This window comes from Candidatus Kapaibacterium sp. (genome assembly GCA_023957315.1).
GTDB lineage: Bacteria > Bacteroidota > Ignavibacteria > Kapaibacteriales > UBA2268 > PGYU01.
In genome coordinates, this window is sequence record JAMLHE010000009.1 from 81,756 (window position 1) to 107,205 (window position 25,450).

Here is a 25,450-nt window from a genome sequence, read left to right on the forward strand (position 1 = left end):
CAATATGCGGGGTCATCTGTGACTAAACCTGAGCCCAACAAGCTAAAGCCTGTAAATACATTTGAAGATATAATCAAAGTATTTGAAGAAATGGGCGACAAAATCATTCACTTGAATCTTTTGAACAATGAAAGTATAAAGAACATAAGCAATGTTGACAAATCAAATCGCAATTACTTCAAATTTTCGCCAGGCAGACAAGCTTCGGAATGGGATAAATTTTATAATGAAGGAGTTGTTGCAATTCGATTTGAAAGTTTAAATGTCGGTGATATTTCTATGTGTAATTCAAATGCAGATGTAAACTTAAAAGCCGGATTGGCAGCAGATAATAAATCAAATCAGACTTGGAACGCTTGGCTTCTAAAATCAGCAAATATCGGTGATGTTATATTTGCTAGTAAGGGCGTTAATACTTGTATAGGAATAGGAGTCATTCAAAGTGATTACTATTATGAAGAGAATGCCGGTGGGTATAATCACCGTAGAAAAATCAAATGGATTACTGACAAAGTTTATAAATATACCTCTAAAACTCATAAAGGAAGTAAAGGTGGAACTTACATCACTCTTTTCAGACCCGATACATTTAGTCCTACTTCTGTTTATGAATTTATTTTAAATGAATATGTTAGATTGTATCCGGAACTTGCAGAAGTATTTGCTGAAAATGATTTGATGTTTGATACTAATGGTTCTGAAAAATCTGAATCTGAAAACCACAAACAAGGTCCAAAATTCTTACGATTTTTCAACCCACTTTTAAAAGTTTTAAACAAGGTTGGTGAAGGAAAACCTTCTGAGATAACTAAACTAGTAATTGATGAATTCAATTTTACAAGAGAGGAATTAGAACAAAAATCAAAAACTGGTGTGCCTCTTATTTACAATCAAGTTGCATGGGCAAGAAATTATTTGAAAGATGGAGACTTGATTTCTAATGATAAACGTGGAATATGGTCTTTGACAGAGTATGGAAAAAACAAAACACTCACTGACAAAGAAGCTTATGAATTATTCAAGTTTGTTCAGGCGAGCTTCAGAAAGCAAGACGATGAATTTGTTGCAGACAAAGATATTCAAGAAGAAATTGCTATTGACGTTGAGAAATACAGCTTTTCGGAAGACTCCGACAAGCCTTTTATTAGCGAACAAGACTTTTTACAGACAGTATCTTTGCTCAAGAAAAAGAAGAACATAATTCTGCAAGGACCTCCGGGAGTTGGCAAGACATTTATCGCTCGAAAATTGGCATATGAAATGATGCATGAGATAAATGATGCAAACATTGAAATGGTTCAATTCCACCAATCATACAGCTATGAAGACTTTATTCAAGGCTTAAGACCAACCCAAAATGGTGGCTTTGATTTAAAAGATGGAATTTTCTATTTGTTCTGTCAAAGAGCGTTAGCTCATCCTGACAGACCTTTCTTTTTCATTATTGACGAAATAAATAGAGGGAACTTGAGTAAAATATTCGGCGAATTGATGATGCTGATTGAAGCCGACAAAAGAGAAGAGAAGTTTGCCTTGAAGCTAACTTATGCCGAAGATGAAGAAGACCGTTTTTATGTTCCCCAAAATATATATATCATTGGGACTATGAATACTGCTGACCGCTCTTTGGCAATTGTTGATTACGCATTAAGAAGAAGATTTGCTTTTGTCACTCTTCAACCGGATTATAGTGGTAATTTCCGTACCTTCCTTTTAGAGAAAAAATTATCGGATGATATGGTTAATCATATTTGCTTATCTATAACTGAAGTCAATAGCAAAATCAAGAAAGATATAAATCTTGGTGAAGGATTTCAAATTGGTCATAGCTATTTTTGTAAATTTAACCTTGATGAAGATGAGAATCAATGGTGGGAGGAGATTTTGAATTTTGAATTAAAACCTCTTTTAGAAGAAATCTGGTTTGATGAAGCTGCAACAGTACAAACACAGCTCGACGTATTAAAGAGGAAGATTTAACCGCAACAACGTGAAAATATTCAATAATATGCAAGCACCAATTGAAATACCTATTCAAAATATTTATTACTTACTCTGCTATTCTTGGAACAAGTTAGACGAGAAGGAAAGAGTAAATGTATCAATTGATGGCAACACAGAATTGCTTGACCTTTTTGCTAAGGTCTTAATCAATGCTACTAAAATGCTTCTTAAAAGAGGCATTGATAAAAATTATATTGACCATACTGTCGAATTAGCGGGTATCAAAGGTAAAATTCAAATTAGTCGGACACTCAAAAGCAATCTCCTTTTTAAACAGCGAACCATATGTACTTTTGACGACTTCTCAATCAACATAATTTCAAACCGGATTCTTGTCTCAACGATTTATAGACTAGCTAGAACCAAAGGTCTTGATAATAAACTAAAAAGAGAACTAGTTTCTTTGCAAAGAATGTTAGCAGGAATTGAGCTAATTGAAATCACACTGCCTTTGTTCAAGCAAGTAAAACTTAACAGGAACAACCGTTTCTACGGTTTTGTAATGAATGTTTGTCAAATAGTTTACGAAAACACATTCCCTTCTGAAGAACAAGGTCATTTCAAATTTTCAGACTTCACAAGAGATGAAAATAAAATGAATCAACTTTTTGAATCGTTTATTAGAAACTTTTACAAAATTGAACAACGGAAATATAAAACAGTAAAAAAGGAAACTATCAAGTGGCAATTTGATAACACAGACAATGAAAATAACAAATATTTGCCACAAATGGAAACTGACATAACTTTAGAAAATGACCAAGAAAAAATCATCATTGATGCCAAGTTTTACCGCGAAACAATGTCAATTCGATATGGTAAGGAAATTATAAAATCAGCCAATCTTTACCAATTATTCGCATATCTTCTGAACCAACAAAACGAGGAATCGAAAACTCTTAACGCAACAGGTATTTTGCTTTACCCAAAAATCACAAATGATTATAATTTAAACTTTCAATACTTGGGGCATAAAATATTGATTAGGACCGTTAACTTACATTCGGATTGGAGAGATATTTCATCACGTTTAAAAGAAATAATTGAACTGGAAAAAGATTCAGAGCCTCAACATTAAACATTCATCCCCCCCTTACCTCACTAATTGGCAGGAGTATTTTTATGTATAGTCCTAACTCCTACAAAAAGGGCATTTTAATGACTTCTGCCGGGAATCTTTTGCCGCGAGCAGCAATTTCTATGCTTGAGCCTGCTTCGCGGAATTCGGGAGATACATAACCCATCCCGATTGGCTTATTGAGAGTAGGAGAGAGATTTCCACTTGTAACGTGCCCGATTTGCGTGTCGCCGGAAAATATTTCGTAACCGTGACGTGGTATGAATTTATCGGCAGCTACCACAAATCCGACCAAATGACGGCTTGGCTTGTTCTCTTTTACTTTCAAAATCACTTCTTTTCCGTTGAAATCACCTTTGTTAATCTTGGTAATCCAACCCAAACCTGCTTCGATTGTGTTTGTAGTATTGTCAATATCATTACCATAGAGGCAGTAGCCTTTTTCGAGTCTCAGCGTGTCTCTGCAACCCAATCCGACAGCTTCTATGCCGTATTCTTTTCCGGCATCCATAAGTGCATCCCAAACCTTTTTGGCAGTGTTCTCATCGCCACCGAAATAAAGCTCGAATCCGAGTTCGCCCGTATAACCTGTGCGGGAAATAATCATATCAACTCCGGCGACTTTGCCCATTTGATAACTGTAGAACTTTTGGTTTTCTTCGCTTATATCCGAATCAGTCAATTTTGACAAAGTATCTCGCGAAAATGGTCCTTGGAGTGCTAAAAGACTGATATCGTCAGATGAATTTTTCAATGTTATATCGAAACCGCTTTTGTTGTCCACGCACCATTGCCAATCTTTGTCAATATTTGCACCATTGACAACGAGCATATACTCGTCGTCGGCAATTTTGTAAACGAGCAAATCATCAACGATTCCGCCGTCTTGGTAGCACATCGCCGAATATTGGACAGCGCCGATAGTAAGTTTGGAAGCGTCATTTGTAGTGATTTTCTGAACGTAGTCTAATGCTTGTGGTCCTTTTACTTCAAATTCGCCCATATGCGAAACATCAAATATGCCGACTTTTTCGCGGATAATATTATGTTCGTGAATGATACCGCCCGGGTATTGAATAGGCATTGTAAAGCCCGCGAATTCTACCATCTTGGCATTGAGCGACTTGTGAATTTCTGTAAATTTTGTAGTCTTAATCATTGTTTTATTACCTCGAATTAATTTTCTTTCAATTTGTACAATTTCAAAACATAAAATTAAGGAATTTTTACCTAACTTCAATCATGTCTTTCATTTTCTCGAATTTCTTGGGTCCTATTCCTTTCACGTCCATAATATCTTCGGGTTTGGAGAATGGGTTTGAAGTTCGGTGCTCGATGATTTTTTCGGCAGTTTTCTCGCCAATTCCGGGCAATCGCATCAATTGTACTCTCGATGCTTTGTTGAGGTCTATCAATTTTACGGAGCCTTTGGATGCAAACACCGACTTATTTTCAGATTTGGCTAAAGTTACTTCTTGTGCCTCTGCAAGCAAATCACTTTCGGGAGCGATTTCATTGACTATCGCCATTTCCTTTACTTCAATACCGACTGCTGAATCACGAAACTGCTCGGTTACGGAACTGATTAATTGCTTTTGCAGCGAATCAATATTATTGGAGCTTTTGTGGTTTGAATTGCCGGATGTTGCATTGAAAATCAACCCGACTGCAAGTCCCGATAGGATAATAAATACGGCAGTAAGCTCCGCACCTGTCATCATTGTGAGGCTTTTGATTTTGCTTTTTATATCCAATAGATTCATTTTGCAGAATGATTTTATCGGAACATCGTTTACTATATTACTAAATTAATAGACTGCTACCATTTATGCAAATAAAATTTCTAATTTTTATAAAAATTTTCATTTTTGATAATCGCATAAACACTATTGATTTGTATTTTTGAATTCTTTTGTTTGTCCATTAATATTTGGACTATATCGTTTATTTGGTATATGAATTCGGAAAAATATGATTAGATTTTTTATTTTGTTGTCAGTGATTGTTATTCTCAGTCTCGAATTGCCGGCTTCGGAAATTAGAGTTGGTAAGATATACATCGAGAGACGTGAGGTGTTTGAACCAAATGACCCTGATTGGTTCTTTCTTTCGCCGTTGATGAATTCGTTGCATACTAGGACTTATGAGTATATCATACGCGACGAATTGTTATTTGCCGAGAACGAAATGACAGACTATGACTATTTGATGGAAACTGAGAGAAATATTAGGGCGATTGGATTATTCACAGATGTAGTATTGGAAGTGGATTCCATCGGTTTTAATTCCTACGACGTATTCATAACTACTAAAGACCGCTGGTCAACATATCCTGCTCTACTTTTTGGAACGGGCGGCGGTGAAGTTAATTATGGTGCGCGGCTCGAAGAACATAATTTTGCAGGTACCGGCACTTACATAGGTGCCGAAGCCTTATATCGGTCTGTGAATGACATAGGCTGGCAGGGCAATTTGAGTTTGTCTCAAAGGCGCTTGTTCCGAAGCGAAATTGGCGGGAATTTCTCATTGACTGCTAATCAATATCGTACAGACCAATTCGCTGCATTGGGCAAACCGTTCAGAACCTTAGATACCAAGTTTTCTTATGGACTTTCATTTGCCAATTCCTTCGGTAGTAATTTTATTTTTAATACAACTGAGGATAAAATTCTCGACCCATTTCATATTCAAGTTGGCAAATTCCAAATATCTCGAGCTTGGATGCGACACGACAGGATTTTTGCAGCAATTGGTGTCGAATTGGACAAAACTGACCGAGGATCGCTCGGAGTAAGGCAAGCATACGATAATTCCGGAAAATTTCTATTGCAATTTTCATCGGTGTCGCAAGATTTTTATACAGTCAGGAAAATAAATTATTACAATCTCGAAGATATGCCGGTTGGTGGCTATGGCTCAGCAACTTTGGGCAAGATTTTCTCTTTGGGTAGAAATGGCGAAAATCTCTTCTATGTTGGTGCACAAGGCGAAATCTCGCGATATAGCGACAATTTATATATGTTTGCTATGATGACAGGAGCGACATCGTTCAAAGGTAGTATTGCAAAATATACCTATCAGGACTTCCTTGGTACTGCATTTTATAAAATTGCCGATGGATTGATATTAACTTCCCGAATTTGGCAACAAACCACATGGAATTGGTTTGCATTCAGGCAACTGATTCTGGATGATTTGCGTGGTTTGCGCGGCTATAGAGCTAATGAATTAGTCGGCGACAACAGATTATTATCGAACACTGAACTACGATGGTTCCCGGATTTACCTTTTTGGATATTCAATTTTTCGGGTGCCATTTTTTATGATATTGGTTCGGTTTGGAAGCGAGAAACTAAGATTACCGATTCAAAATTTCATAGCTCGATTGGTGCAGGCTTTCGTATTCATTTTACGAAATCAGCGTCGCCCAGTCATACTTTTCGAGTTGATTTCGCATATAATATGGACGAAAAGAGATTTGGCGGTATAATATTTTCCACTCGCCAATTATTTTCGGCATTTGGCAATCATGACTATAAATTGCCGACAGTTTTCGGCAGAGATATTGACTTAGAATAATTTTTTAGACTAATTCTACAGATTTGACTTCAGGCAATTGAAGTTGCAAAATCTTCTCGATTCCGCCTTTTAAAGTATAATCTATCGCCGAGCAATGTGCACAAGCTCCGGAGAGACGAACTTTGACAATTCCGTCCTCGAATCCCATAAACTTAATTTTGCCACCGTCGCTTTCTATAAATCCTTTGATGTCATTTTCAATCACATCTTGAATTTTTCGCTTTATATCATTGTCCATTTCTCAGCCTTCTATATCGGTGTCTTCAATTGACTTAATTATCCGAGAAGCGGCAAGTAGGAATGGATAGGGCACAAATATTTTGACAATTGCCAGGTCCCCAACAGTGAACATCCTTGTTGAATCAATCTGAGACATCACATGAACAGGAATTTCGGCACCCTCGATATTTGCAGCAAACATTTCCGCTTCTATTACATTATTGGTAGTATAAACTACTTCCCACTCCTTGTTCTTATCGTATGTGACTTCATTTTCCGAATCGCAAATAGGGCAAATCGAACTCATTTCAATTTCGTTCAAACAATTAGTGCATTTTATTTTTTGTCGCATTATTTTATCAATTTCACTTTTTCAACCTGCAAGATTTCCTCTGTATCGTTGTCCCGAATCATAACAACGAGCGAAAGATTCTTAGGCACCCAGTCTTTTTCTTCAGGAATAGTGAATGATAAATTCTTCTTGATGCTTTGGTTAAGCAGCAAGGGTTCATCGCTGAGTTCAGTTCCCCACGAACCATTCATAGCACTTCTCAAAACGTGCATATGTACGAAATCTTCGACATGAATGTTGGGATAAAGCCTGTCGTCTTGTTGATATTGAATCACACTATCTTCGATGATATATGCCGCGATAAAATGATTGTTCGCTCCCATTGCCAGCGCCTTTACATTTGCTTCGAGGTTAATCGTTTTGCTCGAACCCTCAAATTCCGCAGCTAATTCTAACTTATAGACTGCATCAAGTTGAATTTGAGCCGTAGCTGCGGTTGCCCAAGCTTTCGGGCTTAATAGAAATTGACCGCCAACAGCTTTTCTGTTAATCAAACCATATGGTGTAGCAGGCAGATTGAATCTATTTGCTATATCCTGTCCGGCTTGAGTTAGGAAATTATACTTACGTGATGGAGTAGGTACCGCTAAAGCACCTGCATGAACTGCAATTACAATGACATTGTTAGGGTATAGCTCGACAATTTCGTGAGCTAAGGCTGCTGCTTCAGGGCAATTGCCGCAGCGAAATCCGGTAATATCCTCGATAAGCACTTTCTTCTTAGTCGAATCAATTTCTACAGGAGTGAAATTTTCTTCGTACGGCGGCTCGATTATATCGCATGAATAAAACAGCATGGAAATTAGTATAAGCGACGGAATTATATATTTTAATGTTTTCATTTTTATTCTCCCAAAAATCAATCTAAAATGATGTAGTTAATGATAAAAATAAGCCGTTAGAAGCCGGTACTGCACGGCAAACTCCGCCTACACAAATTATACCGCCGCGTTGTCTGCCAAACCCGACTTGAATGCGAGTAGGACCTGTCAGATAAGCTACCGAGCCATTCAAATAATGTATGCGTTTGTCTTCGAATTCGTTTCCGTAATTGTATTGGTCGTAAATCGTAAAGAACCAATTCGGTGCTACTGTAAATTCCAACAAGGCATGGAACCAATCCCCGTTAACGTTGTCCGGCTCAAAAAAAGCCGAATCCTGCGATGATGTCATATGCTGCAACTCCATGCGTATAGCATTTGTTTCGCTCGTATTGTAAGTCATATCCAGAATTATAATGTTTGCGTTGACTTTACCGTATTTAGGTGCTCCTTCATTTTCCATTACATCCTTATCATACATAAGACTTACGATATTGAGATTTGTTTTGAAATTTTCAGACCAACGATGAGCAATATCAAAATTTATATCGCGGAAAAAAGTTCTGTCGCCAATTCCCAAAAATGGTGCATCATAAGTGTATTTGTCTATTCCGGTAGAATCAATAGAATTGACTAATGAAAAATTTACATCAAGAGTAGTTCCGTATTTGCCACCTAAGAATGTTTTTCTGGGGATTTTATAAGTAAATTCGGCTTGTACACCTGCTTCGCCATTTGGTTGAGATGCGTAAGGATAGAATGCTGATAGAGCGTAGCCGTGTTGCTTCGTAAGCGGTGGGATGAAATTGATTAACAATTCATTCGACCTTGCTGTTCTGTCGCCCCGGAAATCCATATTGTCCACCCAATGCGTGTTGAGCGAAAAGCCAAATCCATCACCAAAGATGGAACCCGTTAGCAATAGCCCTTGACCCGGATTGTAATTCAGCTTATTCGTACTACTTGGGTCATTATATTTGTAGGAATATTCGGCATCGAACATGAATGACATTGACGAAACTGACAATCGTCCCGAATAAGCAAGCACATTTTCGGGCAATCTGAGAAATGGGTCTCTGTCTGTTTGGAATCTGCTTACAAGGCTACCGCCAAGCCGAACGCTCAAATCATCCGGTAAAATTTCTTCTGCCAATTCATTTAAATCAATATTGAGATTTGCTCCTCTCACAATTCCGGCACCTTTGTCCCAAAATAGACGTTGTTTGCCGAGCAAACCCGTCAATTCTATTCCGGCGGTAGGACGGAATTTGACTCTGATACCATCAACGGCATTGTCAAATCCGAGAGAACGCTCTTCGTAAGCACGGAAAATTAGTCCGCTTCCGAATTGTTCGTAAAAATCACCTGCGGTGATGTCGAGCATTTCGGTATTGTATCGAATATAACGAGAAGCGATGCCTTGCCCTTGAAATCTTGGGTCATATCCTAACAAAGGATTCATATAATTCTCGTAGCGGAAACCGATTTCAATATCTGAATTTCGGTAAATCAAGTTCAAATATGCATTGCTTAGAATTTGCTCATCAACTTTGGGAGCGCCGATTACAGAATCGGCGTTATATGTTTGAGCATCAATTTGAAAATTGCCACTCAAGGTGCCGCCATCGCCAAATCCCTGACTTATGGCATTTTGCGTTCCAATAAATAATAAAATGATTAGAGCAGTATTTATCAATTTCATAATTAGTCCTTTTGTTTAGTTTTGAGCTAAAATTTCTTCTATCAATCGGTTCACTTCCTCTTGCAAACCGTCGGAATTGCCATTTAATTCGAGGTATTGGTCAAAATCTTTCAAAGCGGAATCATATTGCTTGAGATATTTTCTGACAACAGCCCTGCCGTAATAAGCTTTCCCGTAACTTGGGTCATGCTCAATAGCTTTGCTGTAATCTTGCATCGCAAATAAATCGTTTTCCAAATAATAATAAGCATTGCCACGAGCATAATATGCAGTTGCATCCTTTGGATTCATCTCGATTAATTTTGTCAAATCTTCGATAGCTCTGTTATAATCAGATGTTTGGGTGTTGCATAGTGCTCTTGCAAAGTAAGCATCTTTCATGGTCTTATCCAATTCGATAGCTTTGTTAAAATCAAGCAGTGCCTGTCTGTAGCTTCCTGTATAATAATAAGCCAAACCACGCCCGTAGTAACTCGGTGCATAATGGTCGTTTATTTCTATGGCTTTTGTATAATTCTGGATTGATACATCATAATTCTTGCTTTTTAACGCATTATATGCAGTTTGCAATATGCTCTGCTGTTGAGCATGAACACTGAGACAGCCAAAAAATATGATGAGAATCATCAATAATTTTTTCATAAATTCAAATCCTTATCTTTAATCATTTTTAACGCAATTTTAATTTTTCCATCAGCTAAATTAAGAAATTTTTGGGCAGTATCATAATCTGAATCACTTAATTTCATTAATAATGCAGTTTTTACATGCCCTTTTGCATTATCAAGCAAATTTTCTGCTTCGGAATATTCAATTCCGGCTATATCAATGAGAATTCGTTTGGCTCTTTCGCGAAGTTTTTGATTTGTAAGCTGCAAATCTACCATCACATTGCCGTAAGTTTTACCGATTTTTATAAATGAAGTAGTTGTCAGCATATTCAAAATCAACTTTTGGGCTGTTCCGGATTTCATTCTCGTGCTTCCGGCAATCACTTCGGGACCTACATTTGGTGCAATTATCACGTCGGGTGAGACACCATATTTAGTGATGCTCTCTTTTGAAGATGTCGAAATATAAATTGTTGCCGCTTGGATTGATTCAGCATATTTCAAAGCTCCGATTACAAATGGCGTCCTGCCTGATGCTGCAATCCCGCAAATAATATCTTTGTCGGTAATATTCGCTTCAATCAGAGCCTGTTTGCCGGATTCTTCGGAATCTTCTGCGCCCTCTTGCGAACGAAAAACCGCTTCTTTGCCACCTGCAATTATTCCACGGACCATCTCGGGGGCAGCACCAAAAGTAGGAGGACATTCCGAAGCATCAACCACTCCGAGCCTGCCGCTTGTGCCTGCACCTACATAAATCAAATGCCCGCTGTTACGAAAAGCATCTACAATCATTTCTACGGCTTTTTCGATATGCTCCAATTCCATCTGAACGGCAGCAGCCACAGTCTTGTCCTCATCGTTGATGAGAGCCAATATTTCGGCTGTCGTCATTTCGTCAATTGTGACTGTACGACGATTGATTTGCTCGGTTCGCAGTGATGATATTTCGTTAAATAAGTCGCTCGGATGCATGCTTCGGCTTAATTTATTGTTTGATTACACCCTTGTCAATAAATACGACTTTCATATTTAATGGGTCTTGTGGTGGTAAAGGATTTGTTGGTATCGTATTTCGGTAGTCAATATAAAGAAATTGTGCATCATGGGAGAACCAAAGCTCATCGGAATATATTACTCCTTCGTCAGTCCAGAATATTCTGGTTGAAGGTAGTGCTTCCCAATTGCCATAACGATTCTTGTAGTAGCACATTACTGACATATTTTGCGGGTTGTATAATTTGTGCACGGGTACTGCATATTTTTGGAACCATTGGAAACTTGTCGTTTCGTCTTGCTCCCAAAAATTAGGATTAAGCGTGAAATATTCGGTGTGCATGTTGATTTCATAATTTTCGATATAAGTCGGATTTTCTTCAAAACATCCACTTATAGACATCATCAACAGCAATAAAATCGTAATTTTTAAAAATATTTTCATTTTTTCTCCATGTACAATAATCAAAAGACCGTAGAAAGCGATATAAAGTTACAAAATACCCACTTCAATTTTAATATATTTCTTACATCAAATACTCACGCAAAATTAAGTATAATTCCCACGTAGCGACCACATCTCTCATGCAGTATTCGGCTATAACATCGGTTTTGCCGTCGCGGAAAAGTTGTGGCACCATCGAGCCGTCAACACCGGCTGATTTCGGAGATACTATGCCAAAAGCTTGGGAATAGAAATCGAAGTTGTATCGCCGAGTGGGACCGTAAAATGAGCCCGAAAAGAAAGTCAATTGGTCTGCCAAATCAATATGCTTATCGTAATTGAATTTTGTACCTTGCATCAGATTTCGCGATGCTTTCACACGCAACAATGCCGAGCGCAGCATCAAAAAAGGACAATCGAAATTTCTGCCATTGAACGATAGCAAAATCGCCCTTGGGTGCCCTTCGAGCGTTTTCCAAAATTTTTCGAGAATGACTTTTTCATTGCCGGTTAAATTTATCGTTCCATCGGCAAGTTCAGTTTTTTCCAATGGTGAATCTTCGTCAAATGAGTTATTTGCCGAAAAAGCAGATTTGGCTTTGATATCCAATTCGCCTAATTCATTTTTTTGTGCAAAGATTAGCCCAATACAAACTACTTGTGCGGTGAAAGGCGATAGAGACATTTCAAACTTGGTTTTTTCGATTTCCTCTGGTGTATCTGCCCTCCGAATCAGGTATTCTTGCTGCGAACTGCTAAGTTCATCCCAATTGACAGACGATGTTTCTATATCAAAAACTATATATTCATTCATTATTTTCAATTTATAAGTTCTAATTGATTTAAAAATATCAAATTTATAGCGATTGACCTAATTTATTTCTACCGATTTGAAAAAAAAAATGGCTTTCAAATGTAACAAAACGAAGTTTCACTTGTTTTTTACAGTAAGGAGAATTCAGGAAATAAAAAACATGAAAAATTTAAGTTTACAGTTTTCAATTTTGGTGGTGTTGATGTTCCTTTATGCAGATTTGCATAGTGAAGAGATTACGCTCATTAGCCCGGCTACAGGAGCCGTCATTTGCTCAGACGATGCATTAGTCGTGCAATTCGAGGAAATCATGACGCAAGCTGTCGATATTTCCCTCATTGATTTCCAATTCCATGAAAGGAAGCTATTGGCAAAATCATTCACGGGCTCGACTTTCATTTGGGAAATTAACGACCCTGCATGGTATGATAAAGAGATAGGACTTGTAATCGAAAATTCTCAAACACAAGAATTATTGACACAAATAGCCCCACTAAAAATTGCCATATCCCCGAAAATCACTTCCCAAACCGAATCTGCAATTGTTTGCAAAGGCGAACTAATCGTTTTGCAAGTAGATGCCGATGGTAGTGGTCTAAAATATCAATGGTACAGAGACGGTGAATTAATCCCCGATGCAAACAAAACTGCATTGATTTTCGAGAATGCAGAGCATGATTTAATTGGCATTTACCATTGTGTCGTTTCCTCCGATTATTCGTGCCAATCAGTTATGAGCAGTCCTATCAGCGTATTTGTTTCAACAAAAACTCAATTTACAGTTGCACCGCTCAATATTCAATGGACATATAAGGCAACTATAGGATTCAAAGTTGGAATTCACTCTTTGGATTTGGAGGAAGCCAGAAACACAAAATTTCGCTGGTATCGCGATACTTTAAATATTTATACCTTGTCGCCTGAAATCATCGCACTTGAAGATGGCGGCAGAATCAGCGGAGCTTGGTCTGACCATTTAATAATCAAGGATATGATACATTCCGACAGAGGCAGATACTTTTGCATTGCTGAAGGACGCTGCGGAAAGGATACTATTTACACCTTTATTGGTGATGACTTGTTCATGAAAATTACCAACTTAGGATATGATTATAACGATTGTGAAGGCGGCGTTGCCTTTCTCGAAGTTGAGGTTGAAAAATTGGTGGATGCCGAAATTGAATACCAATGGTACAACACAGGGCTGAGACTGATTGAAGAATCAGAAAAATTTGTGGGGACAAAAACATCAAAGCTGCAAATTAATGATGTGCAAAAAGCAGATGCAAAAGCATATTATTGTAGGGTGACAATGCCGAAATATGATATATTTCAAAATTCGGAAATTTTCACAATTAACCCTGCTTACCTTCCTGAAATTATACGCGAGCCGAAAGATTATATAGTACGTGACCGCGAAAATTTATACATCGGACAACTTGCCATTTTGACAGGAATCAGTAGTAATAGAATTTGTAAATTTGAGTGGTTCCGAAATGATACCTTAGTCAACACTGGTTATAGTATGGGAAGTTCGACTTATTTGATCGGACCACCCTGGAATCCTCGTATGGCTGTCCCTACGGACGTCGGGAGATATCACTGCGTTATAACGCACCAATGTACAACATTGACAACTAAATCCGTAAATGTAGTTTGGGGTTATGACGATGTCATTCTATGCAATTTCGAAAAAGGTGTCCTCGAAGTTGATAAAGCTAAAGATGGCGAAGAAAAATACACTTACATTTGGCATAAGGAAAAGAAACCATTTGTACCTAATTTCAGAATTAAAGGCAACGGAACACATAAACTCGAATTTTCTTGGGTAATAGTTGATGATAGTGGTTCGTACGAAGTATGGCGTCAACATAAAGAAAGCGGAGAGCTCGAATATTTGGGCAAAATTTATCTCGAAGTCAAAGGACCGCCTGAAGTTAGAAAGCAATTCCCCGCTTTGATAGTCAATGAAGGGAACTACTTGCCAAAGAAGAATTGTGCTGTCTATTCGCATGGACCTATGCTATTTGCCCAACTTTATTATGAAGATGCCCCTTTGGGTGAAGTTGAAGTTCGTGAAATTACAAATATCAACCACAAATTTCATGCTTACTATCTTGGTGGCTATAATACAAATCTACAATCCGGCATTTACAAATACAAATTCTGGAATGAATGTGGCGAATCTTGGTCTGAACAATTTGAAATTATTAACTCAAATTATAAGCCTTCGGGCGAAGTAAAGCCCGGTGGAGACGATGATTATGTGTCTTCTGTCTCGGATTTTGCAATTCCACAGATGTTTATATACCCAAATCCGGCAAGAGATTATCTGACTGTACATTTTGCGGACTTAAAAGCTTCAGTTATAACTATTAGAGATTTATTAGGCGTCGAAATAGATAAAATAGCAATCGAAAACCATTCTAATTCGGTGATAATAGATTTATCAGGATATAATTTGCCTAAAGGCGCATATTTCATTCAAGCAACAGATGGTTCTCGAATTCTGTATGATAGATTTATAGTCGAATAGCCTTAGAAACCGTTCTGTGCTTTTAGTTAAATTAGATGTTTATAATATCTGAATAGATGTTCTTTGCCTAAAAAAAACAATGGTATGAATTCAATCGGAGTGTTTATGTCACGAAATAATATTTTGAAATTAATCATAATTGGGCTTCTTCATTTTCAAATTTCATTTGCTCAAGAGAAACTTGATATTGTCAGCCCGGAGCCATATTCTGTAATTTGTTCGGATTCTCCACTTATTATCAAATTCAGCGATAATGTTGAAAACGTAAGAATTAGCTTGGCTGAATATCAATTCGGCGAATCAAAACTGTTGACCAATAGTTTTAGCGGAAACGAATTTACTTTGATTATTGATGACCCTTATTGGTATGATATAGATTTAAACATCATTGTTGACAACGGCGAATTAAGCGACCAAATAGCGAGAGTTGATAATATACGAATCGCCACTACTCCGAAAATCACTTCCCAAACCGAATCTGCAATTGTATGCAAAGGCGAGCCAATCGTGTTGAAGATTGATGCCGATGGTAGCGGACTAAAATATCAATGGTACAGAGACGGGAAATTAATCCCCGGTGCGAACAAGACAGCATTGATTTTCGAGAATGCAGAGTATGAATTAAATGGCACTTACCAATGCGTCGTATCATCCGATTATTCGTGTCAATCAGTTATGAGCAGTCCTATCAGCGTATTTGTATCAACAAAAACTCAATTTACAGTTGCCCCGCTTAGTAAACAATGGACATATAAAGCAACGGCAGAATTCAAAGTGGGAATTCACTCCTTGGATTTGGAAGAAGCCGGAAATACTAAATTTCGCTGGTATCGCGACACTTTAAATGTTTTTACAAGAGTGCCGGAAATCATCGCACTCAAAGATGGCGGCAGAATCAGCGGAGCTTGGTCTGACCATTTGATAATTAAAGATATGGTATATTCCGACAGAGGCACATACTTTTGCATCGCTGAGGGGCGCTGCGGAAAGGATACTATTTACACCTCTATTGGCGATGGTTTTTATATGAAAATTCACAATATTGGGTTTGATTACGACGATTGCGAAGGCGGCACTGCATATCTCGAGGTAGAAGTCGAAACATTGGTTGATGCCAAATTAGAATATCAATGGTACAATACCGGGCTGAGGCTGGTTAAAGAATCAGAAAAGTTTGTAGGAACCAAAACCAAAAGACTTCAGATAAACGACGTTCAAAATAAAGATGCGATAGCCTATTATTGCAGGGTAACGATGCCGGAATTTGATATTTCTCAAAATTCGCAACTATTCACAATAGACCCTGCTTTTTTACCTTTTATTACGAGACAGCCGGAGGATTTTGTTGTTCTTGATAGAGCTAATTTTTATGCCGGTCAAGTCGAACTCAGGACTTATATCTATAGCAATAGATTGTGCAAATTTGAGTGGTTCCAAGATGACTCGAGTGTCAAATCCGAATATCATATGTCCGCCTCGAATTATGATTTGGGAGAAAGAGGCTTTCCACGCATGGCTGTGCCATCTGACGTTGGCAAATATTATTGCGTTATCACGCATCCTTGCACAACGTTGGTAACTAATACTGTAAATGTATATTGGGGCAATGAAGATGTCATTTATTGCACTTTCGACAAAGGAGTCCTCGAATTTGAAAAAGCAAATGATGGTGAAGAAAATTACAATTACATTTGGCACAAAGACAAGAAGTCCCTTGTTCCCAATTTCCGTATCAAAGGCAACGGAACACATAAACTTGATTTTACTTGGGTAATAGTGGATGATACCGGTTCCTACGAAGCTTGGCGACAACATAAAGAAAGCGGAGAACTCGAATATTTGGGCTTAATTTATCTCGAAGTCAAAGGTTCGCCTGAAGTTAGAAAGCAATTCCCCCCAACGATAGTCAATCAAGACAACTACTTGCCACATAAGAATTGTGCTGTTTATTCGCATGGACCAATACTGTATGCACAACTGTATTTCGAAGATGAACCCTTGGGAAAAGTTGAAGAACGTAAAATCACCGGTTACCTCGAAAAATTCCATGCTTTCTACATTGGTGGCTACAACACAAATCTCAAATCCGGCATTTACAAATACAAATTCTGGAATGAATGTGGTGAAATTTGGTCTGAGCCATTTGAAATTATTAACACAAATTACAAACCCTCCGGAGAGGTAAAGTCCGGTGGAGATGATGATTATGTGTCGTCAGTTTCGGATTTGACCATTCCACAGATGTTTATATACCCAAATCCGGCAAGAGATTTGCTGACAGTGCATTGCGCCCATTTTGTTCCGCGAACGATTATAATTCGTAACCTTGTAGGTGAAGAAATCTATCGGGCAGAGTTAGAAACGGATGCAAGTTCAGTCCCGATTAATTTAGCAGATAAAAAATTACCATCGGGAATGTATTTCATTCATGTCACCGATGGTCTAAATTTCTTAGTAGAAAAAATTATTCTGCAATAGCTAATTTATTTCGTTTTCTTGATTTTCGTTGGGTCAGGAGATAGAATAACAGACAGATTTCTGCCTTCCATTTTGGGCAATACGTCAACTTTAGCTATATCTTGCAATTCTTCGATGAATCGCATCAAGAGTTCTTTGCCGATTTCTTGGTGAGTAATTTCGCGACCACGGAACATAACGGAAGCCTTCACCTTGTTGCCTTCTTCGAGGAAAGCACGGGCGTGACGAGCTTTGAAATTAAAATCGTGAGTGTCAGTTCTCCATTTGAATCTGACTTCTTTCATTTGCTGTTGGACTTGGTTGCGTTTTTGCAACTTATCTTTTTTCTGCAATTCATATGCAAATTTGCCGAAATCAATGATTTTACACACCGGTGGTTCGGCTTTTGGTGCAACTTCTACCAAATCAAGCTCTTTTTGTTCAGCAAGTTTAATAGCGTCACGAGTTTTCATAACGCCAAGCATTTCACCTTCGGCATCAATGACACGTACTTCGGGTACTTTAATTTCGTTGTTAGTCCTGTGAGATTTTTGTGGTTCTTTCATACCCCTTGGGGCTACAAAATGCGCGAAATAAATTGACTTCAATCAGTTCCTCAAAATGTTAATAATACAAAATTGTGCTAAATACAGTATTTCTATTTGTTAAAAATAATAAAAAAAAACCACATAGTGCTATTTTACCTCAAAATTTTGTTAATTTGCATGTTTATTTTCAACTTAAACGAAAATTATTTTTCAAAATATGACAGAACAACACATAGACCCCGAATTAAGAAGGCTTGAAGAGATTGAACTATTAGAGTCCAAAGGAATCAACCCGTATCCATATTCATTCGAGAAAACTCACAATTCATCGGAAATATTGAACAATTTTGACGATGAAAATCCTGCAAACTTCGCATCAGTAAGTATCGCGGGGAGAATCATGAGTTTCCGCCGTATGGGTAAAGCTACTTTTTGCCACATTTTAGACCAAAGCGGTAAAATTCAACTATACTTCAAGAAAGACGAAATAGGTGAAAATTATGATAATTTAAAACTATACGATATTGGCGACATTATCGGAGTGCATGGCTACGTGTTCAGAACGAAGATGGGCGAAATCTCGGTTCATGTTAAATCTCAAGAATTGCTTGCGAAATCTCTCAAACCACTTCCTGTAGCGAAAGAAGAAGTTGACGAAGCCGGCAACAAAATTGTCCACGATGCCTTTACCGACAAGGAATCTCGCTATCGTAAGCGTTATATTGATTTGATTGTCAATAGCGAAATCCGCAATACTTTCGTCAAGCGAGCAAAAATTATCAGCACAATGCGAAATTTCTTCGATAGTCGCGGTTGGCTCGAGGTAGAAACTCCAATCTTGCAACCTATTTATGGCGGTGCTACTGCACGCCCATTTGTGAGTCACCACAATGCACTCGATATTCCGCTTTACTTGCGTATTGCAGATGAGCTATACCTCAAAAGATTGATTGTGGGTGGTTTTGAAGGCGTTTACGAAATCAGCAAAAACTTCCGTAACGAAGGTATGGACAAGATGCACAATCCTGAGTTTACTGCAATGGAAATCTACGTTGCCTACAAGGATTATAATTGGATGATGCAACTGACTGAGGAATTAATCAATAAAATTTGCAAAGAAGTCAACGGAAGCGAAAATGTCACGCTCGGCGATAATAGCATAAGTTTTGCGCTGCCATTCCGACGTGCTAAGATGTTTGATTTGTACAAGGAATATACAGGCAAAGATTTGAAAGGTCTATCGCGTGACGAGCTTGCATCTGCCGCAAAGGAAATGGGAATCGAAACCGACAAAACGATGAGCTCGATGAAAATTCTCGATTTGATTTTTGGTGAAAAAGTGGAGCATCGCCTGATAGAGCCTACATTCGTAGTTGATTACCCGATTGAAATGTCGCCTTTAGCCAAAAAACACCGTACTGAAGACGGTTTGGTAGAGCGTTTTGAACTATTTGTAAACGGTAGCGAAATTGCGAATTGCTTCTCGGAATTGAATGACCCACGCGACCAAAGAGCGCGTCTCGAAGAACAATCCCGTATTAGAGCCGACGGCGACGATGAAGCAATGGTCGTTGATGAAGATTTCTTGAATGCTTTGGAAATCGGAATGCCTCCGACTGCAGGATTGGGAGTAGGCATTGATAGATTGGTAATGTTGATGACAGGCGAAACTTCTATTCGCGACGTCTTATTTTTCCCTCAAATGCGACCAGAAAAAGTAAAAAAAGCCGAGCAAAGCGAAAATGGATAGTGCAATAGAATTAATATTAGAGCAACTTCATACTTGGTATATAAATTTTTGGAGCACATTTCCAAATTTGATAGCTGCCATTCTGTTTTTACTTGTATATATTCTATTTTTCCGTTGGTTAAAACGTGCTTTGGTCAGGCTTCTCGAAAAAACTATTGACTATAACCCTGTTTACAAGCTGATAGTTAATATAAGTTATGTGACAATTGTCACTATTGGTTTACTTATAGCTCTGGGAATTTTGAAATTAGACGGTACTGTCAATAAATTACTTGCCGGTGCGGGTATAATCGGGCTGGGGATTTCATTCGCTTTCCAAGATATTATGGCAAATATCTTTTCGGGGGCTTATATCACCATGAAGCAAGTGTTCCGAGTCGGTGATTATATCGAATCGAATGGCATTTTTGGCTCTGTAAAAGGAATCAAACTCCGTTCGATTGCCATTAACAATTTGGATGGGCAAGAAGTCCTGATTCCAAGTCGCTTGGTATTGCAACAACCTCTGACCAATTATTCCGCCACCGGAACGAGACGTGTGGTAGTCGAAGTTGGTATTTCATACGGTGAAGATTTGGAAAAAGTCAAAAAAGTTGTCCTCGAAACAATTAATTCGATTGATGGCAGATTGAAAGACAAGCCGGTAGAATTTTTCTTTACCGAATTTGGCGATAGCTCAATTAATTTCATGTGCCGTTACTGGATTGCATATGACCGCGAGCCGGACTACAAACATTCATTGAGCGATGCAATTATAAAAATCAAAGCTGCTTTCAATGAAAATGATATTACGATTCCATTCCCAATACGTACTCTTGATTTTGGTATCAAGGGTGGCAAGCAGCTTTCAGAGACAGTATTGCAAATTAAATCCGATAAAGCTGACGAAAAATAATGAAAGCTCGCACGATTGCAATCCATTTGTTGCTTTTTATAGCAACTTTCGCTACATGTATGATGGCAGGGGCTCAATGGGCGTTCAAAGACTTTTGGGAAATCACGAATTGGATTTATGGCATCGAATACGCTGCTTTGGTGATGATATTTTTATCCTTCCATGAGTTTGGGCATTATTTTGCAGCACGTTTACATGGTGTAGATGTCACATTGCCCTATTACATTCCATTTCCCTTTACTTTCACAATCAATTTCGGCACTTTCGGGGCAGTCATCAAAACTCGGACTCCAATTCTAAGCCGAAAGGCTCTATTCGATATTGGTGTCGCCGGACCATTAGCAGGATTTGTGGTTTGTGTGCTTTATCTTATATACGGATTGAACAATCTTCCGCCAATTGATTTTATTTACGCTATTCACCCTGAATATTTGCTCGAACACAATGGCATAATTCCTACTCACGGTTTGCATTTTGGCAATACGATGCTTTATTCTTTTCTGACAAATGTGATTGATACGAGTAATGGATTTTTGCCACCGATGAATGAAATTTATCATTATCCCTTCTTGAATGTCGGTTGGTTTGGGCTATTTGTGACTACTTTGAATATGATGCCGATTGGTCAACTTGATGGTGGACACATATCGTACGCAATGTTTGGCAGAAAAATGCAATTCAAAATCGCTAAAATCACTTGGTGGATTTTGATGACAATCGGCTTTTTCGCGATTTTATCATTTGCACGGGAATTTTTGAGTTTACAATCCGATGTTAAATTTGTAATATTTTTGAAAGATATTTTCTTGCCTCCTCTCAATTTTTTGTATAATCTATTTCCAATTGCATTCCAAGGTTGGGGTGGGTGGCTGATTTGGGGATTGATTGCAAAGTTCTTTATCAAGCTGAGACACCCCCAAGTTGAAGATGAATCGCCAATCGGAACCAAAAGGATGATAATCGGTTGGGTTTCATTCGTCATATTGTTTTTGAGTTTTTCATACTCAGGAATTTATATTATTGAATAATTCAGGAATTTTAAAATGTCAAAAAGTAGAATAGACGAGCTGCAAATCAATTTGAATCTAAACGTAAGAGGTTTGGTTACATCTGCTACTTTAGCTATTAACGAAAAATGCGCCAAACTCAAAACCGAAGGCAAACCCGTTTACAGATTCGGGCTCGGGCAATCTCCGTTCCCTGTGCCGGAGAACGTCGTCCAAACTCTTAAAGATAATGCTTTTCAAAAAGATTACCAGCCCGTTAGAGGTTTATACCCGCTAAGAGAAGCAGTCGCGAATTTTCTGAGCGTAACACAAAAAGTGGATTCATCTCCTCGAAATATAATAATCGGTCCCGGCTCGAAGGAACTAATATTTTTGCTCCAATTAGTCTATTACGGAGATTTGATAATCCCGACTCCAAGTTGGGTGTCATATTCGCCTCAAGCCAGAATTATCGGACGCCATGTGCATTGGGTTCCCACAAAAAAAGAAGAAAATTACAGATTGTCTCCTGAAAAATTAGATATGATTTGCAGGACAGACCCAAAGAAACCACGTGTTGTGATTCTGAATTACCCTGCAAATCCTACCGGTAGCACATATTCTATCGAAAGATTGAAAGAATTGGCTGAAGTCGCCCGCAAATATCAGGTGATTTTAGTTTCAGATGAAATTTACGGGCTATTGCATTACAATAATCAACATGTTTCTATAGCAAGGTATTATCCCGAAGGCACAATTATCAGCACCGGACTTAGTAAATGGTGCGGTGCCGGCGGTTGGAGATTGGGGGCATTTTCATTCCCGGAGAATCTATATTGGCTGCGTGATGCAATTTCTACCGTAGCGAGCGAAACATTCACTTCTACAAGTGCACCTATTCAATATGCCGCTGTTACTGCTTTTAATGGCGGAATCTGGATGGACGACTATCTATACCATGCGCGACGCGTTTTGCGTGAAATTTACAAATTCATTTCCCACAAATTCGATAAATTGAATATTACGTACCCAACAGTTCATGGAGCTTTCTACATTTTCCCGGATTTTGAATTTTACAGAGAAAAACTGAAATCCAAAGATATTTACACTTCAGTAGAGCTTTGCGAGAGATTGCTTGAGGATACAGGTTTTGCGATGTTGCCCGGTACAGATTTCGGTCGTCAGCCCGAAGAACTGACTTCGCGAATTGCTTTTGTTGATTTTAATGGTGCCGAAGCTTTGGAAGCATCACGAAAAAACAATGGAATACGTCCATTAGATGGCGATTTTGTCCTAAATCATTGCGGAAATATTTCTGTAGCATTTGAAAAACTTGAACAATGGTTAGGTGATTTGTAAAATAATAGCTTTTTTTGTTGGAAAGAAAATGTTATTTTGTAAAATTAAATCAACCCCAATGGAATGATTTAATTTTTATAACATGATTATAAAACGATTACGGGAGAATAATGATGATTAATTCTAAACTTAGAGGCACAATTACGGCTTTGGTAACGCCTTTTAACAAAGATTTGTCTATTGATTTTGATGCTTTCGAGCGTTTAGTCAAACATCAGATTGAATCAAAAGTAGAAGGATTGGTGATTTGCGGGTCAACCGGCGAAAGCGCCACACTATCTAAAACTGAAAAAATTGCTTTGATAGTAAAGGCACTCGAAATTGCCGACGGCAAAATTCCGATTATCGCCGGCACGGGTAGCAACAACACTTTTGAGACCATTGACTTGACAATTTTGGCAAAGGAACAAGGTGCAAATGGTGTATTGCTCGTAGCTCCGTACTACAATAAGCCCACTCAGGAAGGTTTGTATAATCATTACATGGCAATTGCCGAAAAAGTAGATATTCCGATTATTATCTACAACGTTCCGGGGCGTTCAGGTATCAATATTACGGCTGAAACACAATTGCGATTAGCCGAAGAATGCCCGAATGTAATCGCAACCAAAGAAGCATCTGCGGATTTGGAGCAAATGTCGCAAATTATGAAGTATGCTCCCGAAGGCTTCAACCTTTTCTCGGGAGATGATGTGCTGACTTTACCTATTATCGCATTAGGTGGCAAGGGTGTAATCTCGGTTATATCAAATTACGCTCCGGCTGAATTTTCCGAAATGACAAGACTGGCATTGAAAGGAAAATGGGATAATGCTCGCGAGCTACATTACAAATTGCTGGATTTGATGATTCTGAATTTTTCCGAATCCAATCCTACTCCGGCAAAAGCAGCTTTGGCATTGATGGGAATGATTAAAGAACATTTAAGATTACCATTAGTACCGATTACTGCACCAAACAAAAAACTAATCAAAACTGCTCTTCAAGAAGTAGGATTGTTGAATTAATTATTTTGGATTTTAATGCAATACGGTGAAACAGTAAACCAAAGAGATGTTTACAAATTAGTTGAACGGATAACCACCGGCAACTTTAAGAATGAACTTGAATTTTTGAAGCATTTAGTTTCCGAAATTGTCAGTAACGACCAATTTGAAATCATTGGTGGTAGAATTTGGGAAGCGAACATTCCCAACGGAACTTATGTTCTGCGTTATCAGCACGGTAATGTGCAAAAAATTCCCGACAATTACGAAGTCAAAATTTCCGAACAGCCAATTTTAGATGAATTGGTCGAAAAACGAACTACATTAAACCGAGAAGTTGACCCATTACTAATTGAAAAAGGTATTGTGATTTATTCGGTTACGGGTGTTGGCGAAATAATAAAAACAGGGAAGGGAAAATTTTTTAAATATGTACTCGGATTTAATGCAAACGAAATTTTGCAATCATTTTACGAAACACTGTCAGTAATTTCCAGCTTTGCTACGATTACAATCCAAGGATTGAATTCGCGCCAACAGCAAGAAAAATATCAAAAAGATATAACAAAAGCTTCTGAAATACAACGCAATTTATTGCCCGAGCATTATCTCGAATTTCAAGATTATAAAATTTACGGTGTCTGCATTCCCGATAGTGATGTCGGGGGAGATTATTTCGATTATCTCAAAAATAACGACGATGAAGAAGAACGAATCGGTATCGTAATTAGCGATGCGGCAAGCAAAGGACTTCCGGCGGCAATTCAAGCTCTGTTCGTTTCCGGTGCGATGCGAATGGCACAAGCATTCACTCCTAAGATTTCAACCCTGTTTTCGCGGCTTAACACATTGATTTACGAAACATTTCCTTATGAAAGATTTGTGACATTGTTTTATTGCGAATTGACTCTCACGAGCAATCGTCTCGTTTTATACGCAAATGCCGGTCACTGTGCTCCAATTTATTACCGCCGAGACAAAGATACTCATGAATTTTTGCAACCCACAGGCGGATTACTCGGCATTGTAAAACATCAGAAATTTAATGTAGAAAATATAATCATGCGCCCCGGCGATATTTTGGCAATTTACACAGACGGAATTACTGAAGCCTCAAATAAAGAGGGCGATTTTTTTGGCGAAGAAAGATTGGTCGAATTAGTTAAAAAATATAAAGATTTACCGCCCAAAGAAATGACTTTGCATATTATTGAACATGTTCAGAAATTCGCCACCGGAAATGATTATACCGATGACCGTACCTTAGTTATAATTAAAAGAGATATGAATTAATTAATAATTATCAAACGAT

Annotated in this window: 22 protein-coding genes and 1 pseudogene; 12 read left to right on the top strand and 11 right to left on the bottom strand. The window is 38.2% G+C overall.

Features of this window, described 5'->3' with window-relative positions; genetic code table 11:
• Nucleotides 1-678: 678 nt before the first annotated feature.
• The 3 genes and pseudogenes from M9949_10590 (at nt 679) to mcrC (ending at nt 3,082) form a co-directional block, all read left to right on the top strand.
• A pseudogene (locus M9949_10590) lies at nt 679-924 on the top strand (winged helix-turn-helix domain-containing protein).
• Nucleotides 925-963: 39 nt separating this feature from the next.
• Nucleotides 964-1,980 (top strand): AAA family ATPase, encoded by a 1,017-nt coding sequence (locus M9949_10595; GenBank protein MCO5251853.1) that lies wholly within the window; start codon nt 964-966, stop codon nt 1,978-1,980.
• A gap of 28 nt (nt 1,981-2,008) precedes the next feature.
• Nucleotides 2,009-3,082 carry a 5-methylcytosine-specific restriction endonuclease system specificity protein McrC gene (gene mcrC / locus M9949_10600; protein MCO5251854.1) on the top strand — a complete coding sequence of 358 codons (1,074 nt, stop codon included), beginning with the start codon at nt 2,009-2,011 and terminating at the stop codon, nt 3,080-3,082.
• A 61-nt stretch (nt 3,083-3,143) separates the two neighbouring features.
• On the opposite strand, the gene gcvT is transcribed toward mcrC, so the two are convergent.
• Nucleotides 3,144-4,241: a glycine cleavage system aminomethyltransferase GcvT gene (gene gcvT / locus M9949_10605; protein ID MCO5251855.1), complete on the bottom strand. Its 1,098-nt coding sequence runs from the start codon at nt 4,239-4,241 to the stop codon at nt 3,144-3,146.
• A 67-nt stretch (nt 4,242-4,308) separates the two neighbouring features.
• Nucleotides 4,309-4,845 carry a helix-hairpin-helix domain-containing protein gene (locus M9949_10610; GenBank protein ID MCO5251856.1) on the bottom strand — a complete coding sequence of 179 codons (537 nt, stop codon included), beginning with the start codon at nt 4,843-4,845 and terminating at the stop codon, nt 4,309-4,311.
• A 208-nt stretch (nt 4,846-5,053) separates the two neighbouring features.
• Here M9949_10610 and M9949_10615 point away from each other — a divergent pair, with 208 nt between their 5' ends.
• Complete coding sequence (locus M9949_10615) at nt 5,054-6,661, top strand: hypothetical protein (GenBank protein ID MCO5251857.1); 1,608 nt, start codon at nt 5,054-5,056, stop codon at nt 6,659-6,661.
• 4 nt (nt 6,662-6,665) lie between these two features.
• Here the strand turns inward: M9949_10615 and M9949_10620 are convergent, their stop codons facing one another.
• The 8 genes from M9949_10620 to M9949_10655 all read right to left on the bottom strand — a co-directional run bounded on the left by M9949_10620 (nt 6,666) and on the right by M9949_10655 (nt 12,621).
• Nucleotides 6,666-6,899 carry a NifU family protein gene (locus tag M9949_10620; protein ID MCO5251858.1) on the bottom strand — a complete coding sequence of 78 codons (234 nt, stop codon included), beginning with the start codon at nt 6,897-6,899 and terminating at the stop codon, nt 6,666-6,668.
• 3 nt (nt 6,900-6,902) lie between these two features.
• A complete protein-coding gene (locus M9949_10625; GenBank protein MCO5251859.1) occupies nt 6,903-7,187 on the bottom strand; it encodes a DUF2007 domain-containing protein in 285 nt (94 codons plus the stop codon).
• 44 nt (nt 7,188-7,231) lie between these two features.
• The gene (locus M9949_10630) at nt 7,232-8,074 is read right to left on the bottom strand and encodes an Omp28 family outer membrane lipoprotein (protein ID MCO5251860.1); all 843 of its coding nucleotides are present in this window, start codon (nt 8,072-8,074) and stop codon (nt 7,232-7,234) included.
• Nucleotides 8,075-8,096: 22 nt separating this feature from the next.
• Complete coding sequence (locus M9949_10635) at nt 8,097-9,755, bottom strand: DUF6029 family protein (GenBank protein ID MCO5251861.1); 1,659 nt, start codon at nt 9,753-9,755, stop codon at nt 8,097-8,099.
• 15 nt (nt 9,756-9,770) lie between these two features.
• A complete protein-coding gene (locus tag M9949_10640; GenBank protein MCO5251862.1) occupies nt 9,771-10,397 on the bottom strand; it encodes a tetratricopeptide repeat protein in 627 nt (208 codons plus the stop codon).
• Nucleotides 10,394-11,341: an N-acetylmuramic acid 6-phosphate etherase gene (gene murQ / locus M9949_10645; protein MCO5251863.1), complete on the bottom strand. Its 948-nt coding sequence runs from the start codon at nt 11,339-11,341 to the stop codon at nt 10,394-10,396. Before murQ ends, M9949_10640 begins: the two co-directional genes overlap by 4 nt.
• 13 nt (nt 11,342-11,354) lie before the next feature.
• Nucleotides 11,355-11,807, bottom strand: a complete 453-nt coding sequence (locus M9949_10650) for a hypothetical protein (protein MCO5251864.1) — start codon at nt 11,805-11,807, stop codon at nt 11,355-11,357.
• Between the two features lie 82 nt (nt 11,808-11,889).
• On the bottom strand, nt 11,890-12,621 hold the full coding sequence (locus M9949_10655; GenBank protein ID MCO5251865.1) for a ribonuclease H-like domain-containing protein: 732 nt from the start codon (nt 12,619-12,621) through the stop codon (nt 11,890-11,892).
• A 160-nt stretch (nt 12,622-12,781) separates the two neighbouring features.
• On the opposite strand from M9949_10655, the gene M9949_10660 reads away from it, so the two are divergent.
• Both M9949_10660 and M9949_10665 read left to right on the top strand, forming a co-directional pair.
• Nucleotides 12,782-15,157, top strand: coding sequence for a T9SS type A sorting domain-containing protein (locus M9949_10660; protein MCO5251866.1), 2,376 nt, complete (start codon nt 12,782-12,784; stop codon nt 15,155-15,157).
• A gap of 105 nt (nt 15,158-15,262) precedes the next feature.
• Nucleotides 15,263-17,635, top strand: a complete 2,373-nt coding sequence (locus M9949_10665; GenBank protein MCO5251867.1) for a T9SS type A sorting domain-containing protein — start codon at nt 15,263-15,265, stop codon at nt 17,633-17,635.
• A 5-nt stretch (nt 17,636-17,640) separates the two neighbouring features.
• Here the strand turns inward: M9949_10665 and infC are convergent, their stop codons facing one another.
• On the bottom strand, nt 17,641-18,180 hold the full coding sequence (infC, locus tag M9949_10670; GenBank protein MCO5251868.1) for a translation initiation factor IF-3: 540 nt from the start codon (nt 18,178-18,180) through the stop codon (nt 17,641-17,643).
• Between the two features lie 199 nt (nt 18,181-18,379).
• On the opposite strand from infC, the gene lysS reads away from it, so the two are divergent.
• From lysS to M9949_10700, 6 genes are all read left to right on the top strand, one after another.
• Nucleotides 18,380-19,912, top strand: a complete 1,533-nt coding sequence (lysS, locus tag M9949_10675; protein ID MCO5251869.1) for a lysine--tRNA ligase — start codon at nt 18,380-18,382, stop codon at nt 19,910-19,912.
• On the top strand, nt 19,905-20,807 hold the full coding sequence (locus M9949_10680; GenBank protein ID MCO5251870.1) for a mechanosensitive ion channel family protein: 903 nt from the start codon (nt 19,905-19,907) through the stop codon (nt 20,805-20,807). Before lysS ends, M9949_10680 begins: the two co-directional genes overlap by 8 nt.
• The gene (locus M9949_10685) at nt 20,807-21,835 is read left to right on the top strand and encodes a site-2 protease family protein (protein MCO5251871.1); all 1,029 of its coding nucleotides are present in this window, start codon (nt 20,807-20,809) and stop codon (nt 21,833-21,835) included. The genes M9949_10680 and M9949_10685 overlap by 1 nt, the downstream gene beginning before the upstream one ends.
• Before the next feature lie 15 nt (nt 21,836-21,850).
• Nucleotides 21,851-23,152 carry an aminotransferase class I/II-fold pyridoxal phosphate-dependent enzyme gene (locus M9949_10690; GenBank protein MCO5251872.1) on the top strand — a complete coding sequence of 434 codons (1,302 nt, stop codon included), beginning with the start codon at nt 21,851-21,853 and terminating at the stop codon, nt 23,150-23,152.
• A gap of 110 nt (nt 23,153-23,262) precedes the next feature.
• Complete coding sequence (gene dapA, locus M9949_10695; GenBank protein MCO5251873.1) at nt 23,263-24,159, top strand: 4-hydroxy-tetrahydrodipicolinate synthase; 897 nt, start codon at nt 23,263-23,265, stop codon at nt 24,157-24,159.
• Between the two features lie 15 nt (nt 24,160-24,174).
• Nucleotides 24,175-25,431, top strand: coding sequence for a serine/threonine-protein phosphatase (locus M9949_10700; GenBank protein ID MCO5251874.1), 1,257 nt, complete (start codon nt 24,175-24,177; stop codon nt 25,429-25,431).
• The last annotated feature ends 19 nt before the right edge of the window (nt 25,432-25,450 follow it).

What these genes read in the sequence shown, in the direction of transcription:
- mcrC (MCO5251854.1), top strand. Translation starts at nt 2,009, where the DNA reads ATGCAAGCACCAATTGAAATACCTATTCAAAATATTTATTACTTACTC.
- gcvT (MCO5251855.1), bottom strand. Translation starts at nt 4,241, where the DNA reads ATGATTAAGACTACAAAATTTACAGAAATTCACAAGTCGCTCAATGCC.
- M9949_10610 (MCO5251856.1), bottom strand. Translation starts at nt 4,845, where the DNA reads ATGAATCTATTGGATATAAAAAGCAAAATCAAAAGCCTCACAATGATG.
- M9949_10615 (MCO5251857.1), top strand. Translation starts at nt 5,054, where the DNA reads ATGATTAGATTTTTTATTTTGTTGTCAGTGATTGTTATTCTCAGTCTC.
- M9949_10620 (MCO5251858.1), bottom strand. Translation starts at nt 6,899, where the DNA reads ATGGACAATGATATAAAGCGAAAAATTCAAGATGTGATTGAAAATGAC.
- M9949_10625 (MCO5251859.1), bottom strand. Translation starts at nt 7,187, where the DNA reads ATGAGTTCGATTTGCCCTATTTGCGATTCGGAAAATGAAGTCACATAC.
- M9949_10630 (MCO5251860.1), bottom strand. Translation starts at nt 8,074, where the DNA reads ATGAAAACATTAAAATATATAATTCCGTCGCTTATACTAATTTCCATG.
- M9949_10635 (MCO5251861.1), bottom strand. Translation starts at nt 9,755, where the DNA reads ATGAAATTGATAAATACTGCTCTAATCATTTTATTATTTATTGGAACG.
- M9949_10640 (MCO5251862.1), bottom strand. Translation starts at nt 10,397, where the DNA reads ATGAAAAAATTATTGATGATTCTCATCATATTTTTTGGCTGTCTCAGT.
- murQ (MCO5251863.1), bottom strand. Translation starts at nt 11,341, where the DNA reads ATGCATCCGAGCGACTTATTTAACGAAATATCATCACTGCGAACCGAG.
- M9949_10650 (MCO5251864.1), bottom strand. Translation starts at nt 11,807, where the DNA reads ATGAAAATATTTTTAAAAATTACGATTTTATTGCTGTTGATGATGTCT.
- M9949_10655 (MCO5251865.1), bottom strand. Translation starts at nt 12,621, where the DNA reads ATGAATGAATATATAGTTTTTGATATAGAAACATCGTCTGTCAATTGG.
- M9949_10660 (MCO5251866.1), top strand. Translation starts at nt 12,782, where the DNA reads ATGAAAAATTTAAGTTTACAGTTTTCAATTTTGGTGGTGTTGATGTTC.
- M9949_10665 (MCO5251867.1), top strand. Translation starts at nt 15,263, where the DNA reads ATGTCACGAAATAATATTTTGAAATTAATCATAATTGGGCTTCTTCAT.
- infC (MCO5251868.1), bottom strand. Translation starts at nt 18,180, where the DNA reads ATGAAAGAACCACAAAAATCTCACAGGACTAACAACGAAATTAAAGTA.
- lysS (MCO5251869.1), top strand. Translation starts at nt 18,380, where the DNA reads ATGACAGAACAACACATAGACCCCGAATTAAGAAGGCTTGAAGAGATT.
- M9949_10680 (MCO5251870.1), top strand. Translation starts at nt 19,905, where the DNA reads ATGGATAGTGCAATAGAATTAATATTAGAGCAACTTCATACTTGGTAT.
- M9949_10685 (MCO5251871.1), top strand. Translation starts at nt 20,807, where the DNA reads ATGAAAGCTCGCACGATTGCAATCCATTTGTTGCTTTTTATAGCAACT.
- M9949_10690 (MCO5251872.1), top strand. Translation starts at nt 21,851, where the DNA reads ATGTCAAAAAGTAGAATAGACGAGCTGCAAATCAATTTGAATCTAAAC.
- dapA (MCO5251873.1), top strand. Translation starts at nt 23,263, where the DNA reads ATGATGATTAATTCTAAACTTAGAGGCACAATTACGGCTTTGGTAACG.
- M9949_10700 (MCO5251874.1), top strand. Translation starts at nt 24,175, where the DNA reads ATGCAATACGGTGAAACAGTAAACCAAAGAGATGTTTACAAATTAGTT.